This is a genomic window from Asticcacaulis sp. AND118, from assembly GCF_020535245.1.
Classification (GTDB): domain Bacteria; phylum Pseudomonadota; class Alphaproteobacteria; order Caulobacterales; family Caulobacteraceae; genus Asticcacaulis.
The window spans coordinates 503,540-521,058 of record NZ_CP084910.1 but is presented as its reverse complement, the minus strand read 5'-3'; the positions used below and the strand labels follow the sequence as shown (position 1 = coordinate 521,058).

Annotated in this window: 16 protein-coding genes; 7 read left to right on the top strand and 9 right to left on the bottom strand. The window is 61.8% G+C overall.

The window, feature by feature from the left end:
• Nucleotides 1-30: 30 nt before the first annotated feature.
• A complete protein-coding gene (locus LH365_RS02470) occupies nucleotides 31-1,959 on the bottom strand; it encodes a PAS domain S-box protein (RefSeq protein WP_226744632.1) in 1,929 nt (642 codons plus the stop codon).
• A 255-nt stretch (nucleotides 1,960-2,214) separates the two neighbouring features.
• Here LH365_RS02470 and LH365_RS02465 point away from each other — a divergent pair, with 255 nt between their 5' ends.
• Nucleotides 2,215-2,610 (top strand): DUF805 domain-containing protein, encoded by a 396-nt coding sequence (locus LH365_RS02465; protein ID WP_226744631.1) that lies wholly within the window; start codon nucleotides 2,215-2,217, stop codon nucleotides 2,608-2,610.
• A gap of 188 nt (nucleotides 2,611-2,798) precedes the next feature.
• On the opposite strand, the gene LH365_RS02460 is transcribed toward LH365_RS02465, so the two are convergent.
• Entirely contained in the window at nucleotides 2,799-3,578 is a 780-nt protein-coding gene (locus LH365_RS02460; RefSeq protein WP_226744630.1) for an EF-hand domain-containing protein, read from the bottom strand.
• Between the two features lie 335 nt (nucleotides 3,579-3,913).
• Here LH365_RS02460 and LH365_RS02455 point away from each other — a divergent pair, with 335 nt between their 5' ends.
• Complete coding sequence (locus LH365_RS02455) at nucleotides 3,914-4,651, top strand: hypothetical protein (RefSeq protein WP_226744629.1); 738 nt, start codon at nucleotides 3,914-3,916, stop codon at nucleotides 4,649-4,651.
• 20 nt (nucleotides 4,652-4,671) lie between these two features.
• Here LH365_RS02455 and LH365_RS02450 read toward each other — a convergent pair whose 3' ends face one another.
• A complete protein-coding gene (locus tag LH365_RS02450; protein WP_226744628.1) occupies nucleotides 4,672-4,947 on the bottom strand; it encodes a hypothetical protein in 276 nt (91 codons plus the stop codon).
• Nucleotides 4,948-5,047: 100 nt separating this feature from the next.
• Between LH365_RS02450 and LH365_RS02445 the strand changes: the two genes are divergently transcribed.
• Nucleotides 5,048-5,803 (top strand): prephenate dehydrogenase/arogenate dehydrogenase family protein, encoded by a 756-nt coding sequence (locus LH365_RS02445; protein ID WP_226744627.1) that lies wholly within the window; start codon nucleotides 5,048-5,050, stop codon nucleotides 5,801-5,803.
• Nucleotides 5,804-6,092: 289 nt separating this feature from the next.
• On the opposite strand, the gene LH365_RS02440 is transcribed toward LH365_RS02445, so the two are convergent.
• The gene (locus tag LH365_RS02440; RefSeq protein WP_226744626.1) at nucleotides 6,093-6,911 is read right to left on the bottom strand and encodes a polysaccharide deacetylase family protein; all 819 of its coding nucleotides are present in this window, start codon (nucleotides 6,909-6,911) and stop codon (nucleotides 6,093-6,095) included.
• Between the two features lie 34 nt (nucleotides 6,912-6,945).
• A complete protein-coding gene (locus tag LH365_RS02435) occupies nucleotides 6,946-8,772 on the bottom strand; it encodes a cation:proton antiporter (protein ID WP_370639734.1) in 1,827 nt (608 codons plus the stop codon).
• 175 nt (nucleotides 8,773-8,947) lie between these two features.
• On the opposite strand from LH365_RS02435, the gene LH365_RS02430 reads away from it, so the two are divergent.
• Nucleotides 8,948-11,080, top strand: a complete 2,133-nt coding sequence (locus LH365_RS02430; RefSeq protein WP_226744625.1) for a M13 family metallopeptidase — start codon at nucleotides 8,948-8,950, stop codon at nucleotides 11,078-11,080.
• A gap of 148 nt (nucleotides 11,081-11,228) precedes the next feature.
• Here the strand turns inward: LH365_RS02430 and LH365_RS02425 are convergent, their stop codons facing one another.
• Nucleotides 11,229-11,465, bottom strand: a complete 237-nt coding sequence (locus LH365_RS02425) for a hypothetical protein (protein WP_226744624.1) — start codon at nucleotides 11,463-11,465, stop codon at nucleotides 11,229-11,231.
• 344 nt (nucleotides 11,466-11,809) lie between these two features.
• On the opposite strand from LH365_RS02425, the gene LH365_RS02420 reads away from it, so the two are divergent.
• Nucleotides 11,810-12,415, top strand: coding sequence for a TetR/AcrR family transcriptional regulator (locus LH365_RS02420; RefSeq protein WP_226744623.1), 606 nt, complete (start codon nucleotides 11,810-11,812; stop codon nucleotides 12,413-12,415).
• Between the two features lie 326 nt (nucleotides 12,416-12,741).
• Here LH365_RS02420 and hisS read toward each other — a convergent pair whose 3' ends face one another.
• Nucleotides 12,742-14,241 (bottom strand): histidine--tRNA ligase, encoded by a 1,500-nt coding sequence (hisS, locus tag LH365_RS02415; protein WP_226744622.1) that lies wholly within the window; start codon nucleotides 14,239-14,241, stop codon nucleotides 12,742-12,744.
• Nucleotides 14,242-14,358: 117 nt separating this feature from the next.
• Between hisS and LH365_RS02410 the strand changes: the two genes are divergently transcribed.
• Together LH365_RS02410 and LH365_RS02405 are read left to right on the top strand one after the other, a co-directional pair.
• Complete coding sequence (locus LH365_RS02410; RefSeq protein WP_226744621.1) at nucleotides 14,359-14,631, top strand: hypothetical protein; 273 nt, start codon at nucleotides 14,359-14,361, stop codon at nucleotides 14,629-14,631.
• A 266-nt stretch (nucleotides 14,632-14,897) separates the two neighbouring features.
• Nucleotides 14,898-15,179: a hypothetical protein gene (locus LH365_RS02405; RefSeq protein WP_226744620.1), complete on the top strand. Its 282-nt coding sequence runs from the start codon at nucleotides 14,898-14,900 to the stop codon at nucleotides 15,177-15,179.
• A gap of 113 nt (nucleotides 15,180-15,292) precedes the next feature.
• Here the strand turns inward: LH365_RS02405 and LH365_RS02400 are convergent, their stop codons facing one another.
• A complete protein-coding gene (locus LH365_RS02400; RefSeq protein ID WP_226744619.1) occupies nucleotides 15,293-16,273 on the bottom strand; it encodes a DUF4167 domain-containing protein in 981 nt (326 codons plus the stop codon).
• Between the two features lie 375 nt (nucleotides 16,274-16,648).
• Nucleotides 16,649-17,518 (bottom strand): peptide chain release factor N(5)-glutamine methyltransferase, encoded by an 870-nt coding sequence (gene prmC / locus LH365_RS02395; protein ID WP_226744618.1) that lies wholly within the window; start codon nucleotides 17,516-17,518, stop codon nucleotides 16,649-16,651.
• Between the last annotated feature and the right edge of the window lies 1 nt (nucleotide 17,519).

The window sequence follows — 17,519 nt, the reverse complement described above, 5'->3', positions numbered from 1 at the left end:
CGGAAGGATTCCATCAGAAATCATGCCGCTTTACGCGGCTATCGCCAGCGCATCCATGAACTTCACCCCGACCTCGCCCGATCCGCGACGCGCGATACGGACGCGACGCGCCGGCTCGCCATTGATCTCCAGATCGAAGCTGTCGGGCACCGCATGAACGTCCGGCACGATCAGCTTGGCGCCGCTCTTCGAAAGATTGCGCACCGTGCAGACGATGGTCGGGCGGCCCGGCGCGATGATCACCGCCTGCCGCGACGTGCGCACGCGCGCGTCGAAGCGGCGCTCCTCCATGCCGATGATCCAGTCGTCGAGATTGCGGCCGATCTCCGCCACGCCTTCGGCGGCGCCGTACATGCTGGATGAGATGTCGTTGGTGACGCTCGCCTGCTCCTGCATGGAATGCGCCGCCGTATCGACAAAGCCCTGCACCTCGCTCACCGCTTCGGTGATGGTGTCGAGCGCGCCGGCGACCTCGTCGGACAGGGCCTGCATTCCGGCGATCTCCGAAGAGATGCGCGCGGTGGCGGCGCTGGTCTGACCAGCCAGTATCTTGACCTCGTTGGCGACGACGGCGAAGCCCTTGCCCGCCTCGCCCGCCCGTGCGGATTCGATGGTGGCGTTGAGCGCCAGCAGGTTGATCTGCCCCGCGACCTGCGCGATCAGTTGCACTACGCCGTCCATCGACTGAGCGGCGCGGCGCATGGCCCCGGTCGAAGCGCCCGCCGAAGAGGTGCGGGCGTGTATCTTGTCGACCGCCTCCTTGCTGCGCAGCATGGCGTGGGCGATGTCGTTGACGGCGGCGTTCATCTCCTCGGCGGCGGCGGCCACGGCCTCGACATTGTTCAGCGTCTCTTCGGCCGAGGCCACGGCGCGGGAACGGGCTTCCATATTGGCGGTGATGTCGGTGGCGTATTTGACCACCTTCACCGGCCGTCCGGCAGCGTCAAGAATGGGGTTATAGGTAGCCTGAAGCCAGATGGCGCGTCCGCCCTTGCCGAAGCGCTGATAGATGGCCGACAGCGACTCGCCGCGGGCCAGTTTCTGCCAGAAGGTGCGATAGTCCTCGCCCTCGGCATAGGTCGGGGCCACAAACAGCCGGTGATGCTGCCCCACCACCTCGGCCAGGTCATAGCCCGTCACACGCAAAAAGGTGTCGTTGGCGTCGAGAATCGTGCCGTCGAGCGCGAAGGAAATCACGGCCTGAGACCGGCGAATAGCATCGATCTGGCCTTCATACTCGGCATTACGGCGCTTTTCGGCGGTCACGTCCATGGCGAACTTGACGACCTTCAAGGGGCGGCCTTCGGCGTCCATGATCGGGTTATAGGTGGCGCGAATCCACACTTCGCGCCCGCCCTTGCCGAGGCGACGGAACTCGCCCTCCTGATAGCGTCCGGCCTTGAGCGCGGCCCAGAAGGCGGCATATTGCGGCGACTGCGCCTCTTCCGGATCGACGAACAGGCGGTGCTGACGGCCTCTGATTTCGTCCAGACTATACCCCATGGCCGAAAGGAAGTTATCATTGGCGTCCAGTATGGTGCCGTCGAGGTCGAAGGCGATGACGGCCTGAGAGCGCTGAATGGCGGCGATCTGACCCGCGTCGTCGATGGCGCGCCGCTTGTCGGCGGTGATGTCCGAGGCGATCTTGACGATGCGGGTCACGCGCCCGCTGCCGTCGGTAATGGGGTTGTAGGTGGCCTGCAGCCAGATGTCGCGCCCGCCTTTGGCCACGCGGCGGAACTCGCCCTCGCGGAAATGCCCGGCGCGCAGGTCGGCCCAGAAGGTGCGATAGGCTTCGGTGTCGGCCTGACCGTCGGGCATGAAGACGCGGTGATGGCGGCCCACGATCTCGCTGGCCGCATAGCCTACCGTCTTCAGGAAGTTGCCGTTCGCTTCGAGTATCTTGCCGTCCGTGTCGAAGCTGATGACGGCCAGCGACTGATCAATGGCGCGAACCATGTCCGCATTTTTTTTGAAGGCAAATGCGGTCCGCAAAGACATAGCGAGGACTCCCTGTATGTGTACGCCACTCGACAGGGACGATAGCCTTGCTCCGGTAAACCAAGCCTTAACTCAGACACGCCCAGATTGCGCAAAACGAAAGCACACGGAGGCGCAGTAAAGGGCTACGCCATTTCCGGCTTTCACGTTTCAAAAACCCTTCCTATAGTCACCCCTGCGTCACAGGGGCGCAGATACACATAGGGCTTTAAAATGGGTTTTGTCGAAGCGGTACAAAGCGGTTTGAAAAACTACGCCAAGTTTTCCGGGCGCGCCACGCGATCCGAATTCTGGTGGTTCGCGCTGTTTCAGTTTCTCGCCGTAATCATCCCCGCCATCCTTGGCGCTGTGGAAAGCGCGAATGGCAGCTTCGGTATATTCAGCGTGATACAACTCGTGATCTCGCTGGCCCTGTTCCTGCCCAGCTTGGGCCTGAGCTTCCGCCGGCTGCACGACACCAACCGCAGCGCCTGGTGGCTGTTTATCAGCCTGGTGCCGCTGATCGGCGGCATCGTCCTGCTGGTCTTCTACTGTCTGAAAGGCACCGAGGGCCCGAACAAGTACGGCGGCGGTTCGACCGTCGCTCAGGTCGCCCAGACCTTTGAATAGGTCTGACCGTCAACTGACAGGAAAGAGGCCGGGAGCGATCCCGGCCTTTTAGAGCGCAATCCGATAAAGTGGGCACCACTTTTCGGAAAAATTGCGCGACCACTCGGAAACTTAGAGCGAGATGATGTTTCCACTTTAAATCATCTCGCTCTAGCAAACGGGCAGGCCTTCTACCTGCCCGAAAAGGATCAGGCCGCGACCGATACGGTCGAGCCGTTCTCGACCTGATCGGCCATGAGCGCCGCCATGGACTGCATCCATTGTGCGGTGAGCGCCGCCATCCTGGCCGCCGTCTGGCTGTCGACCGTGGAGGTCGCGTTGGCCGACGACGCGCTGGTCGAGGCGGTATCTTCGCTGTCTTCCGACGACCAGTTCTGCGGGCCCATACCCTGTGGAGGCGGCGGGCCCTCGGCGCGCATCTGCTCATCGAAGGCCGATTTCTCGCTTTCGGTCACCGAGCCGTCACCATCGGCATCCATCTTCGAAAACAGTTCGGTCAGGCGCGAGGTTTTTTCGGTGTCCTCGGTCTCCTCGCTTTCCGACGACGCCAGCATCTCGTCGAGGCTGACCGTGCCGTCCTGATTGGTGTCGAGTTCGTCGAAGGTCGCCGGCTGCTGACCGCCGCCGCCAGCCCCGCCACTCGGCGGCGGCCCCAAGGGTTGGCCACCCCCTTGACCTGCTTCCTGAGCCTGCAACATGCCGCCCAGGGTTTCCGAGGACATCTGGCTCTGGAAGAAACTGAGGCCTTCTTCTTCGGTTACCGAGCCATCGCCATTGGCATCCATGCTGGCGAAGCGTTCGGCGATCTTGGAACTATCCTCGCTGCCGCCTTTGGCCTTACTCTTCTCGGTGGCGGAGGTGGTCATCTCCTCCAGCGTTATTCCGCCGTCGCTGTTTGCGTCGATCTTCGAAAACATCTTCGCGTGCATTTGCGACATGGCGGAGGCAGACATCGATCCGATCTGCATCTGTCATCTCCGTTCAAGCGCCCGCCACTATCGGCAGGCTGTAAAACGGAAACAAAACGCGATTAACAAGGCGTTTAATTAATAACAATTTCAATAACATGCATAATTTGACGCAATTTAGCCCGATTCAATACATGAAATATGCTTTTTCACGACAACGAATACACAAATATGGATTTGCTTTCCGGGCGGCAAAAACGCCCTATCCGGAACGCCGAAAATTTCCGCGTCTGCCAGAATTTTTTCCGAGGTCAGATGTCATCCCCGCCATAATCACACCATGTAAAAATCACATACAGACCCCACAACAGACCAAAATTGGCGGGACCAGAGTCATGACCTCGAAATTTTCTCCCCTTCTCGGCCTCCTGATGGCCTGCACGGCCCTTCCGGCTCTGGCGCAAGGCCCGGCCCTGCCGCCGCGTTCCGGTCCGCCGCCGTCGGGTGAAGAGCCTGCCGGTCCGCCCAGCGGCCGCACGGTCGGACAGTCGGTCTTCTTCAGCCCGTCGGGGGAAGTCTTCAAGGCTCCGCTGAAGGACCCCTATCCGGTGGCCCTGTGGTTCGCCGGCGCCGACACCGACAAGGACGGCGCCCTCTCTCCCGAAGAGTTTCAGGCCGACGCCATGCGCTTCTTCGCCATCGTCGACCGCGACGGCAAGGGCGTCATTACGTCTCAGGACAACACCTTCTACGAAACCGAGCTGGCCCCCGAAATCACCGGCTTCAGCCCAATGGTCGCCCAGCCGAAGACCCCGCGCCGCGCCGAAGACGAGGGCGACAAGAACGCTGCCGCCAACCGCTATGTCAAAAGCGTGCAGGGCGCGGCCCAGTTCGGCCTGATCAACGAGCCTCAGCCCATCCGCGCCGCCGACGCCAATTTCGACTACCGCATCACCGCCGAGGAATGGACCCGCGCCACCTCGCAACGCTTCCGCCTGCTCGACGCCAACAAGGACGGCAAGCTGACCCCGGACGAACTGCCGAAGACACCGCTTCAGCGCGGTCTGGAACAACGCGCCGTCGAGCGAGAAAAGGAGCAGAAGAAAAAGGGCGGCCTTTTCGGCGGCTGGTAAGACCCTCCCGCGCCTATAGTTTAGAGCGGAATGATTTCTGATGGAATCATTCCGCTCAAGCCGCCATTGCGGCGGCGGCCAAGGTGGCGGAGCCACCGCCCGGCGAGGGCGTAAACAAAATCTAGATCCTTATGTTTCCATAAGAAAACATACTGATCTAGTATTATTTGAAGCCGGTTGCCGTATTGTTGCATCGGCAACCGGTTTTCTTTTGTAGCAAAGGAAACTTTCCAGCAAATTTTTGCCATAGCGTGCAAAATTCTTGCAGATAGCACCCCATAAACGGCAAAATCCATCTAATTACACGCCCAAAGCGCGTTTATTCTCGCCGCCCCTTTGCGAACATGCTAACTGCCCTGCCTTTCTCCAAACAGACCAGACCCGCGGCGCAAGACAGTGAAAAAGGTACATAAACTCGGATTGTTCGGACTGGGCGCCTTCGGGCGGCTGATTGTGCGCCACCTCGCGCCCTATTTCGACATCCGGGCCTATGACCCCTCCCCAGAAGCCAAGGCCTACGCCAAACGCCACAATGTCTCGCTGGTGTCGCTGGAAGAGGCCGCCGCCTGCAAGGTGGTGATCCTCGCCACGCCGATCCGCACGCTGAAGGCGCTGGCCGCACAGATCGCGCCGCACGTGCCGCTCAATGGCCTCGTCATCGATGTCGGCTCGGTCAAGGTCAAGCCCGCCGCCTGGCTGCAGGAAGTCCTGCCGCCGCAGGTATCGATCCTGTGCACCCATCCGCTGTTCGGCCCGCAATCAGCGCGCTACGGCATCCACGACATGGAAATCGTCGTCTGCCCGGTGCGGGTGCGCCACCTGAGCCCCATCGTGCGCTTCCTCGAAAAGACGCTGGACCTGAAGGTGTCGATGGCGACGCCGGAAATCCACGACCGCGCCTTGGCCGCCGTGCAGGGCCTGACGCACATGATCGCCAAGGTGCTGAGCGGTCTTGAGCCCCTGCCGCGCGTCCACACCACGCGCTCCTACGACCTGATGATGCAGGGCGTGGGTCTGGTGCAGGGCGACTCGGACGAGCTGTTCATGTCGATCGAGCGCGATAATCCGTTCGCGTCCGAAATCCGCAAGCGCTTCTTTGCCGAGATCGATTCCTTGCGTGATCGGCTGGAAGCGCATCGTCAGGCGGACTGATTTACGTCTGTGCTTTCCGTGTTTTCCGTGGTTAAAAAAATAACGGCGGAACGCGCTTGTGCCTTGCCGATTGGAACCACGGAAAACACGGAAAGCACGGACATCTTAGCCTGCGTTTTGCTTAATCACGTCCACCGCTGACATTGGACTGTAAGACACCTCCGCCGCAGTAACGGAACGGATCAGTTCGCTTCAAAGGCGCATTCGTCTGCGTCCGATTTATCCCCGTTATTCAGATCGAAGCTATATTCGGTCATGCAGTCTTCTCCTCCGTCGTCTTGTCTACACTTCACCTGTGCGCAACGACGTAATCCATGGCCTCCTGAAACGTCACGACCCAGATGTCAGGATGGGATTTCAGATAGGTCACCAGCGCCTGATGCGCCTCGGCCGAAACCTCCAGATAGTCCCCGCCCACGCCGTGGAACTGAAGCACGCCCAAACCACCGGCCGCGCGCACCCGCTCGGCATATTCGATCAAGGTCGCCCCCGAAGGGCTGTCGACCGGCCCGTTGCTGGGCACGTTATAGATATCGAGATCGGCGAAATTGACCACCACAGACTTGTAAGGATCGCCGCCGGTCCGTGCGTATTTGACAAGACCTGACTGGCGCATGGCCGGCACGTAATCGTTCCCGCCGACGAGAGACTGACTGCAGGGATAGGCGTAGGTGTGGACCCGGCGACCGTCGATCCCGAACAGCAGACTGTTCATGGCCGAAACCTCCCGCATCATGCCGTCCACATCGTAGGTCTCGGTCGCGTAGCGCTCGCGGTTCGGCAATATGGTCCGCGGACAGGGATGGAACAGAGAATGATTGCCGAGTTCGTGCCCGGCCTTGTCAGCGACGCGCCACCGCACCATCTCTGCGGGCGTCATTTCGGACCCATTGAGGAAAAAGGTGCCTTTGATCCGGGCGGCGTTCAACTGAGGAATGGCGACGTCCAGATGCGATTTGAGGCCATCGTCATAGGTGAGGACGATAGCCGCCTGCTTCCCTTTGGGCCACTTGAAACCCTGTGAAGCCGGAGCGGCGTGAGCCGTTACCAACCCGAACGCCAGAACCGCACAGAGCCAGGCCCCTGCTGTCTTCAACACCTGCCGCATAGTCCATCCCCGTCTTTTATAATTGTCAGAGGGCCTACCCCTCCACCGCCTTGACGCTGCGTTTCGTGCTGCGCAGGATACGCGGCACGCGACCGTCGGGGGCGTATTTGAGCATGTCCTGCCGGAACTCGTCGCGCTTTTCGTGCACCGAGGCCAGCACCAGACCCATCGGCACGCCCAGATCGACCAGCGTATTTTCCGCCAGTTGCAGCGAAGCTTCGATGGTTTCCGGCACGGCGTCGGTGACCCCCAGCTCATAGAGCTTTTCGGCGTGTCGCGCATCGCGGGCGCGAGCGATCAGGCCGACGTCCTGACGCACCTGACGCACGGCGGCGACCACGGTGTCGGTAAAGGCGGCGTTCGACACGGTGACGACCACGGCGCGCACATTGTCGATGCCCATGCGATGCAGCATGTCCGGGTGCGAGGCGTCGCCGTACCAGGCTTCGACCCCACTCTTGCGCGCCCGTGAGGTGACCCGCGCATTGGCGTCGATCACGGCGAAGGAGATGTCATGCCGGCGCAGCATGTCGGCGACCAGTTCGCCCACGCGCCCGTAACCGACGACCAGCACGTCGACCTGCTCGGAAATCTGCGCCGGCGCGACCGTCGTTTCGGCCTCGGCGGCCGCCGTCTTGCGGTTGAAGCGCGCGCCGAAGGCCGCCAGAACCGGCACAAGGAACATGCTGACAATCGCCGAGACGATGACGGCGTGACCGAAGCCCACCGGCACCAGCTTGCGCCCCACCGCCTCGTCGATGATGACGAAGGCGAACTCCCCGGCGGGCGCCAGCACCAGCGCCGCTTCCAGCGCGCCGCGCCAGCTCATGCCGAAGCCGCGCGCCAGCGGCGCGACGACGGCGACCTTGATGAGGATCAGGCCGAGCGTCAGGCCCAGCACCAGCACCGGCTCGGACATCACCGCCGCGAAGTCGAGGCGCGCACCGACCGTAACGAAGAACAGGCCCAGCAGCAGGCCCTTGAACGGCTCGACCATCATTTCGATCTCGCGCCGGTATTCAGTTTCGGCCAGCAGCACACCCGCGATAAAGGCCCCCAGCCCCATGCTCAGCCCGGCCCAGACCGCCAGTTGCCCGGACACCAGCACGACGAGGAAACAGGCCGCCATGAACAGCTCGGCGCTCTTGGCCATCGCTGCCGAGCGGAACAGGGGCCGCAGCAGAAGACGACCCCCGATGACCAGCAGCGCCATGGCGAACACCGCCGGAATAAGCGCCAGAAGCCCGCTGATGCCGAAGGACTCAGTGCCCGAAGCCAGCACAACGACGGTGATCAGGATCGGGGCCACGGCCAGATCCTGCGCCAGCAGCACGGCGAAAACGCTGCGGCCCGTCGGTGAATTGAGCCGCTTGCGCTCGGCCAGCACCGGCATGACCATGGCCGTCGAGGACAGGGCCAATCCCATGGCCACCGCCACCGCGCCGCCGAGGCTGCGACCGATAAGGAGGAACAGCCCGGTCAGCAGGGCCGCACAGAGGACGATCTGAAACACGCCCAACCCGAACACCATGCGCCGCAAGGCTTTCAGGCGTTCCCAGGTCAGTTCGAGCCCGATGGAGAACAGCAGGAAGACCACACCCAGCTCGGCAAGCTGCCGCACGTCTTCGGTCTGCGAAATGGTGAAGACGGAGACGAACGGAATGAAGTCTTCCAGCCGGCCCAGCCCGAACGGCCCCAGCAGCGCGCCGACCAGCAGGAAACCCAGCACCGGCGACACGCGGAAGCGCTGGAAGAAGGGCACGAACACCGCCGCCGCGATGAGAAAGGCGATCCCCGACGACGATGTGCCCGCATGGGCCACGTGTTGCGCGCTGCCCTCAGGCAGCAGATTCGTCACCAAGGCGATTTTCCCTCGTCAAAAACAATCGATTTCCCTTATCCGGCAAGGTGACCCATGCCACGGGAATATGAAAGAAAATTTATGAGACGCCGGCCAAAAAATGCGCCATGGTGCCGCTTCGTTGCAAATGAACCCATCTGACAACCAAAAATCCCGCAACTGTACGGATATGACTATGCGTCCACACTATCGAATTTTCGCCGGCACCGCCCTCGCGGTCGCTCTGGCCGCGCCTGCTTTTGCCGGTGAACGCGCCTGCCTCGATGAGCACTGCTTTCAACAAAGCCTGACCTCCCTCGACGCGCTGGGCCTCACCGCCGATGCCACCAGCGGCGGCAGCGCCGATGCGACTTCGACCGTCGCCAAGACCTTCGGCACCTGGGGCTTCGACATTGCGGGCATGGACACCTCGGTCAATCCCGGCGACAACTTCTTCCGCTACGCCAATGGCAAGGCCGTCGACGCCATCGAAATCCCGGCGGACCGCACGTCCTACGGCGCGTTCGTGGCTCTGCGCAACCTGTCGGACAACCGCCTGAAGGCGATCATCGACGACCTGTCGGCCAAGACGAACCTGAGCGGCGACGAGCAGAAGATCGCCGACCTGTACAATTCGATGATGGATCAGAAGGCGCGCAATACGCTCGATATCGCGCCCCTGGCCCCAACGCTCGTCAAGATCCGCGGCATCAGGTCGAAGACGGAAATGGCGGCCTATATGGGCAGCACCATGGGTCAGTTCGGTTCGTCCATCTTCGCCCCGGCCATCTATGACGACCAGAAGAACCCGAACATCAACATCCTCTACATGTTCCAGTCGGGCCTGACCCTGCCGGACCGCAACTACTATCTGGAAGATAATTTCAAGGACAAGAAGGCCCTTTACGAGGCCTATGTCACCGACATCCTGCGCATGGTCGGCTATCCCGACGCGGCCAAAACCGCCGCCGCCATCGTGGCGTTTGAAACCGAAATCGCCAAGGTGTCGTGGACGCGCATCGAAAGCCGCGACGACGACAAGACCTATAACCCGATGACGGAAAAGGAAATCGCCGCCTTCGCGCCCGGTTTCGACTTCCCGACCTTCTTCAAGGCCGCCAAACTCGACAAGGCCAGGAAGATCGTCGTCGCCCAGAACACGGCCTTCCCGAAGATCGCCAAGGTCTTCGCCGACACGCCGCTGGAAACCCTCAAGGCGTGGGAAACCTTCAAGACGGTCAACGAGGCCGCCCCCTACCTGTCGGAACGCTTCTCCAACCGCGCGTGGGAATTCAATTCGCGCGACCTGGCCGGCGCCAAGGCGCAGCGTCCGCTGTGGAAGCGCTCGATCTCGGTGACCGAAGGCGCTCTGGGCGAAGCGCTCGGCAAGGCCTATGTCGAACGCTACTTCCCCGCCGAATCCAAGACCATGATGGAAAAGCTGGTCGGCGACCTGAAGACCGCCATGGGCAAGCGCATCGACGGCCTCGACTGGATGAGCGCCGAAACCAAGACCAGGGCCCACGAAAAGCTCGGCAAGTTCGGCGTCAAGATCGGCTATCCGGACAAGTGGAAAGACTATTCGGCGCTGGAGATCAAGGCCGGCGACCTGTTCGGCAACGTCGTCCGTTCGGCGCAGTTCGACTGGGCCGACAGCCTGAACAAGCTGGACAAGCCGGTGGACCCGCTGGAATGGGGTATGACGCCGCAGACCGTCAACGCCTACTATTCCTCCACGCGTAACGAGATCGTCTTCCCCGCCGCCATCCTGCAGCCGCCCTTCTTCGACCCGAAGGCCGATCCGGCGGTCAATTACGGCGCCATTGGCGGCGTGATCGGCCACGAAATCACCCACGGCTTCGACGATCAGGGCCGCAAATCGGACGGCGACGGCTTCCTTCGCGACTGGTGGACGTCCGAGGACGCCGCCAAGTTCGACGCCAAGGCCAAGGTCTTCGGCGAACAGTACGACACCTATGAACCGGTCCCCGGCGCCAAGGTGCAGGGCGGCCTGACCATGGGCGAAAACATCGCCGATCTGGGCGGCGTGCTGATGGGCCTGACCGCCTATCGCCTGTCGCATCCGGACGGCGGCCCGGTGCTGGACGGCTTCACCGGCGATCAGCGCGTTTTCTTCGGTTTCGCTGGCGTCTGGGCCTCGAAGTACCGCGAAGACGCCATCCGTCAGCAGGTCGTCTCCGATCCGCATTCGCCAGCGGAATTCCGCGTCATCGGCCCGATGCGCAATATCGACGACTGGTATAAGACGTTCGGCGTCACCAGCGGCAAATACTACCTGAAGCCGGAAGACCGCGTCCGCATCTGGTAATGTCTTCTCCTCCCTATGCCGAAGGCATGGGGAGGGGGACCGCGAAGCGGTGGAGAGGGCGGCGCAACCGCAAATCTCCACCTGAAAGCCCTCCGGTTCGCGCCGGGGGGCTTTTCATTATCCGGGTCCGTTTTTTGACAATCCGGCCTTAATCGCGTTTCGTAAAGCACAGACCGGCGATTCGCAGCACAGCGCCTATCGCCAGAAGGAAGCCGCCGATCTCGGCCTGAAACTGATAGCGGGTGAAGTGACCGGCCATCTCGTTAGCGTAGGACACGCCGTGCTGCACCTGACCCAGCACGATGTAGATCATCACCAGAGGCGCAAAGGCGAGAGCGCCACCCAGAACCATCATCGTGCGCGAGGAAGACTTAAAACGAACCATGACGACATATCCTCTTCGTAGATAAGAACGCGCATCCGAATCCAAAAACCGCTTCACACTTTTTGGGATGCGCTTAGATAACCGCGCCCTGAACAGCCCGCGCGTGAAGCCTTGCAAGAGGTATGGGCGGAACCGGGGGACACCGGCCCCGCCCTTTCCCCTCATGACCGGAGCCCCGCCCCCGGGGTATTCCGGTCACATCCGTGAACAGCGCTTTCGCGTGGGGACACGATGTGCTATGAACGCCGTTCACAATTGTGATATCGCACAGATTTGAACATCGTTCAATATAAAAATGAACGATGTTCAAATTTTTTACGAAAATGTTCTGACCGAGAGTGTTCATGGCCCCGACCGCCACCGCCCGCCGCCGCGAAGCCCAGTTCGAAGCCCTGATGCAGTCCGCCGAAAAGCGTATCTGCGAAGAGGGCGTCGGCGCGTTGAAGGCGCGCGATCTGGCGGCCGATATCGGCGTGGCGCTGGGGGGGCTTTATAATATCGTCGCCGACATGGACGACCTGATGCTGCGGCTGGCGCAGCGTACCATGACCCGCCTCGACGCGGCGCTGGAGGCCGGGGCGGCGTCCGTGCCCGCCGATCAGCCGGCACAGGTGCTGGAAGGCATCGCGCTGGCCTATTACGACTTCGCGCGGCAGAATCTTCAGCTCTGGCGCGCCCTGTTCGAGATGCGGCTGAAAAACCCCGCCCTGCCCGAATGGAATGTTCAGGCGCAGCTCGGCCTGTTCCGCCATATGAGCGCGCCGATGACGGCCCTGATGCCCCAGGCGTCGGACGAAGACCGGGTGCTGGTCGCGCGCACCCTGTTCTCGGCCGTGCACGGCATCGTCTTCGTCGGGCTGGAGGAACGTCTTATCGCCGTGCCGCCTCAGGCGCTGGCGCAGCAGATTCGCTGGCTGGTCCGCGCCGCCTGCAACGATCTTAACAAATGATTGAGAGAAATTGACGCCTTCGTCAAAACCGAGGTGTCCCGGTTCTGGGACGGCAAACGAAAAGAGGCCCGGCATGGGGGATAATCAATGCCGGGCCTCTTTCCTTGTTAAGCAGGCGTTTCCTCCCCGAAACGCCGGGAACTGACTTCATCTCTCTGGCGAAGTTCTGTTCTCTTGAGACGGAGAAAACAGCTTTTTTGTGCCCGTGTCAACGCTTTTATCGCCAAGCGTCAAAAATATTTAACCGGAACGCGGTTTTGTCAAAAATCCATAAAGATCGTTAATTTTTCTGACAACGATGTCATTGCTGACGCAAGGTAAATATATCACGAATTTACAATGGATTTCAGATGGTTGATCGCTTCCGCGCGGGGCAATGTTACCTGGCCCGGACGGGCTTCGCGCCATTCCTTGTTATCCGTAATTTGAGCCGCCAATAAACGGCCCTGATCCAGATCCTTGATGGTAACGGTATCATTTGCCAGTTCGTCGCCCCCCAGCATGACGACGGCTGGGGATAAACGGCGGTCGGCATATTTCATCTGCGCCTTCATGCCCGAACGGCCGAGATAAACCTCCGCCGCGAGGCCCGCCGCACGGATGTCCGCAGCCAGTTTGAAATAGGCCCCCATGTCCGATTCGGAGAAGGCGATGATGACGATGGGGCCGCGCACGGGCTGCAACGCGCCGTCTTCAGCGAGCGACAAGGCGGCCGCCAGACGCGACACGCCGAACGAGAAACCGGTCGCCGGCACGCGTTCGCCGGTGAAGCGCGCCACGAGGTCGTCATAACGTCCGCCACCGCCGACCGAGCCGAAGCGCACAAGGTTGCCCTTTTCGTCGCGGGTTTCCATCAGCAGTTCGGCCTCGAACACCGGGCCGGTATAATATTCCAGGCCCCGCACGATCGACGGATCGAAAATGGCCTCGGCTTCGGACACGCCCAGCCCGGCCAGCGCCGCGGAGATGCGCGACAGGTCCTCAAGACCCGCCTGTCCTTCCGGCGAATTGGCCAGCACGGCGGCCAGCTTTTCCAGCACCGCGCCGCGCTCGGCCTGACCGCCCGTCGCGTCACGGCCCGCGGCGACGAAGCCCAGAACTGCAGCGATAGCCTGATCGTTCAGGCCCGCGCCCTTGGTGAAGTCGCCCGACTCGTCCTTGCGCCCGCCGCCCAGCAGCAGCTCGACGCCTTCGAGGCCCAGTCGGTCCAGCTTGTCGATGGCGCGCAGCACGCCCATCTGCTGCGCCGGCGTATCGGCCCCCAGCGCGGTCAGAAGACCGTTGAGCAGCTTGCGGTTATTGATCTTGAGCACGGTCGGCAGGGCATTGGCGCGGAACCCGGCCACGGCCAGGGCGATGATCTCGGCATCGGCTTCCGGACGATCGGTGCCCACCGTGTCGGCGTCGCACTGCATGAATTCGCGCAGACGGCCCGGCCCCGGCTTTTCGTTGCGCCACACCGGCCCGAAGGCGTAGCGGCGGAACGGCTTGGGCAGGGTCTCCCAGTTCTGCGCCGCGAAACGCGCCAGCGGCGCCGTATGGTCGTAGCGCAGGGCCATCCATTGATCATCGTCGTCCTGCAACGAGAAGACGCCGACATTCGGACGGTCGGCGTCGGGCAGGAACTTGCCCAGCGCGTCGGCATATTCGAAGGCCGAGGTTTGCAGCGCTTCGAAGCCGAAGGATTCGTAGACTTCCGAAACTTTCGAGATCAGACGGCGCTCGACGGCGATCTGCGAAGCGCGCTTGTCGGCGAAGCCGCGCGGCGCACGGGCCTCAGGACGAAATTCGGTAAATTCGGCGGGATTGGGAGCATTTTCGGTCATGCTGCGCGATTAAAGCAAACAAGGGACAGAGACAAGGGGAGTAAGGTCACTTGCCAAAATGCGAAAGCACGATACTTTGCAATGCTAAGCACAGGGAGTGCACGGGTATGAATGCCTATGCGGCCGTTTACCGAACATCCGGCCCTGTCCGCGGAAGCCGGACAGATATTAGGCCCGGTTCCGAACAGGCTGGATGCGACCATCGAAGTCACCTGCGAGCCTGCACCGCGCGGACGCCTTAAGAACTGCATATCAGACGATGCAAACGCCACGCTGGCTCGGGCCACGGAAACGCTGTTCGAGCGCCATGCGATCACCAGAAGACTGAGCATCGCAGAGCGGCCGTATTATCTGCGCGTGCGTTATTCGTGGACGGGCACAACGCAATGAAGGTTGGAGCGCGAGGTTCATCCGGCATTGAACTGTTTCTTGCCACTGCGATTGCGCTGGCAGTGCATGGATTGGCCGTGTTCAATCTTTCCACCCTGCCTGATTTGCGCAGCCTGTTATATGCGCCCGCTTTAAAGGGCTGTGACGAATGTGCCATTGCCATAGACCTGCCCCCACCACCGGCAACCCTTCCGGCAAGTCGCAATCTCCCGCAAACATGTATCTGCACGCCGCCTGAGCCACCGATGTAAAAGCCCGCCAGGTTTGTGGATATCGATTATCTTCATTTTCCAACGATGGATGAAGCCGGCAAGGCGCTCAACGACGAGACGATCCCGGCGCAAAGCCTGATCCATTTGACCTGCATAGCCGACGAGGCAGGGAAGCTGAGCGACTGCCGGGCGGAGACAAATACCCCATTGGCCCCATTGGCCGCCGCAACCGTGCCCCTGTTCGAGACAGCGGCAGGCATCAAGCCTGTAAAAGGTAAATCCGTCTCAGCACCTTACCCGATCCGCCTAAGCTATATCTGGGCAGCTACAGCATAGAAAAAGCGCCCCGGAAGGTCCGGAGCGCTTTTGATCAGGTGAGGTCTGCGACGCCCCCTCCGCCCCTGCGGGCTGCCACCTCCCCATTGCTACGCAACAGGGAGGAGAGGGGATCAGGCTTCGGCCTCTTCCGACTTCTTGCGGCGGGTGCGGCGCTTGGGGGCCTCGCCCTCTTCGGCAGCGACCTCAGCAGCGGGGGCTTCCGGCGCGGCGGCAGGCACCGGCACGCGCAGGAAGGCCGGCAGGTGGCTGTCGCCAAGCGACTCCGCCGGTGCTTCGGCTTCCACATTGCGGCGGCGGCCGCGCGTACGCGGCTCCGGTTGCGCCTCAGCGGCAGGTGTTTCAGCAATCGGCGCGATCGGCGTCGCTCGCGGCGTCACGACTTCAAAACCGGCCACTTCGGGGGCAGCGGGCGCCGCACCCAGAGGTTCGGTCGACGCGATATGACCGCTGGGGGCCGTATCTTCCTGATCCGTCAGACGTTGCTGGCGGCGGCGCTCGTAACGCTCACGACGGCTTTCGCGACGGGGGCGGTCGTCGCCGTTGTCGCGATCAGCGTTAGGCGCACGCTCGGCATTGGCGTTACGGTCGCCATTACGGTCGTCGCGGTCGCGGTTACGATCACCCCGGTCCCGATCACGGTCGCGATCATTGCGATCACGGTCGCGGTTGCGGTCCCGGTCATTACGGTCACGGTCGCGACGGTTTTCATAGCGCGGCTGATCGCCTTCGCCACCCTCGGCTTCGGGCTGATCGCCCTCGGCCTCGGTCGTTTCCACCGGCTCGCCGTCGAGATCCTCGTCGAAGTCGAAGCCCGTTGAGAAGGGGTCGCGTTGCAGGAATTCCGACACCGGACGCTGGGGCTGCATCTGACGGATCAGGCGGAAATAGTGCTCGGCGTGCTGCAGATAATTCTCCGCCAGCACGCGGTCGCCCGACGAATTGGCGTCGCGGGCGAGTTGCTGATACTTTTCGTAGATGGTCTGCGCATTGCCGCGCACCTTCGCCCCGTCCGGCCCGTTCGATTCGTAGGCGCGATTGGGATTGTTCTGATTACCGGAGGGTTTGCGATTACGGCTGCGTTGCCGTTTCATACCCCGAAAGTCTTTCATGCGATGTAACCGTTAAGGCAAGGCCCCGCATTCATGGGCGCGGGGCGAATCTGTTTATGTGCCGCAGGACCTGTTTGCTGTTTGACGCAGGGCCTTGAATGGAGTGCCGGGTGTGTTTGTGTCGTTTTCAGGGGTTCACGCTGTGGCCTGCACCGGGCTTTGCCCCCCTACGCAGGCGCTCAGGTTTCCGCCTATGGGCACAGCGTTTCGTCTGTGCATGATCTCGGAAGCGGTCAGACCGTCCGGCAATCAATCCATGATGGCGTGAGACATTTTCACTGTTAGCGCCAAATCCGTCCGTTTCCAAGAGAAATTTTCGGAAACAGACGGATTTTCAAGCCTGCGTGCGGTGCACGATTATTGCATGACCAGCTTTTGCCCGATCACGATGCGCGGCAAATCCGACAGGTCCTTGAAGGTCACCACATTGAAAAAGCCCGCCTTTTTCATCAAAGCCTCGACCTCGGCCGATTGATCGTAGCCGATTTCCATCCACGCTGTGCCGCCGGCCTTCAAAATGCGGAAGGCTTCGGGGATCATGTCGATATAGGCGTCCAGACCCGATTCGCCGCCGTCGAGCGCCAGATGCGGGTCGTGTTCGCGCACTTCCGGATCGAGCGTCGGAATCACGTCGCTGCGGATATAGGGCGGGTTGGAGGCGACGAAATCGAAGCTGGCGTCGGCCAGACCCGAAGCCCAGGAGGTGCGCAGGAAGGCCGCGCGCCCTGCGAGGCCCAGATTGGCGGCGTTGTCGCGCGCCACGGCCAGCGCCTCTTCCGACACGTCGGTGCCGAGGCCCCTGGCCGCCGGACGCTCACTGAGGACCGACAGCAAAATGGCGCCCGACCCGACGCCGAGATCGGCCAGGGTGAAGGCCTGCCCCTCCTCCGTCGTCTTGAGGATCATGTCGACGATGCACTCGGTCTCCGGACGCGGCACCAGCACGGCGGGCGTCAGGTCGAACAACAGCTTCCAGAAGCCCTTGCGGCCCAGGATACGCGCCACCGGAATGCGTTTTTCGCGCTTGCTCAGATAGTCGTCCAGCGTCGCCTTCTGCCCGGCGGTCAGCAGCTTGTACGGATCGGTCAGGATGTCGGTGCGCGTAAAGCCGGTCGCCGCCTCCAGCAGCAGCCGGGCGTCGATGGCGGGTGAGTCGATATTCGCGGCCTTGAGGCGGGTCTGGGCGCCCTTCCAGGCGGAAACGAGAGTCAGGTCAGTGTCGGTCATA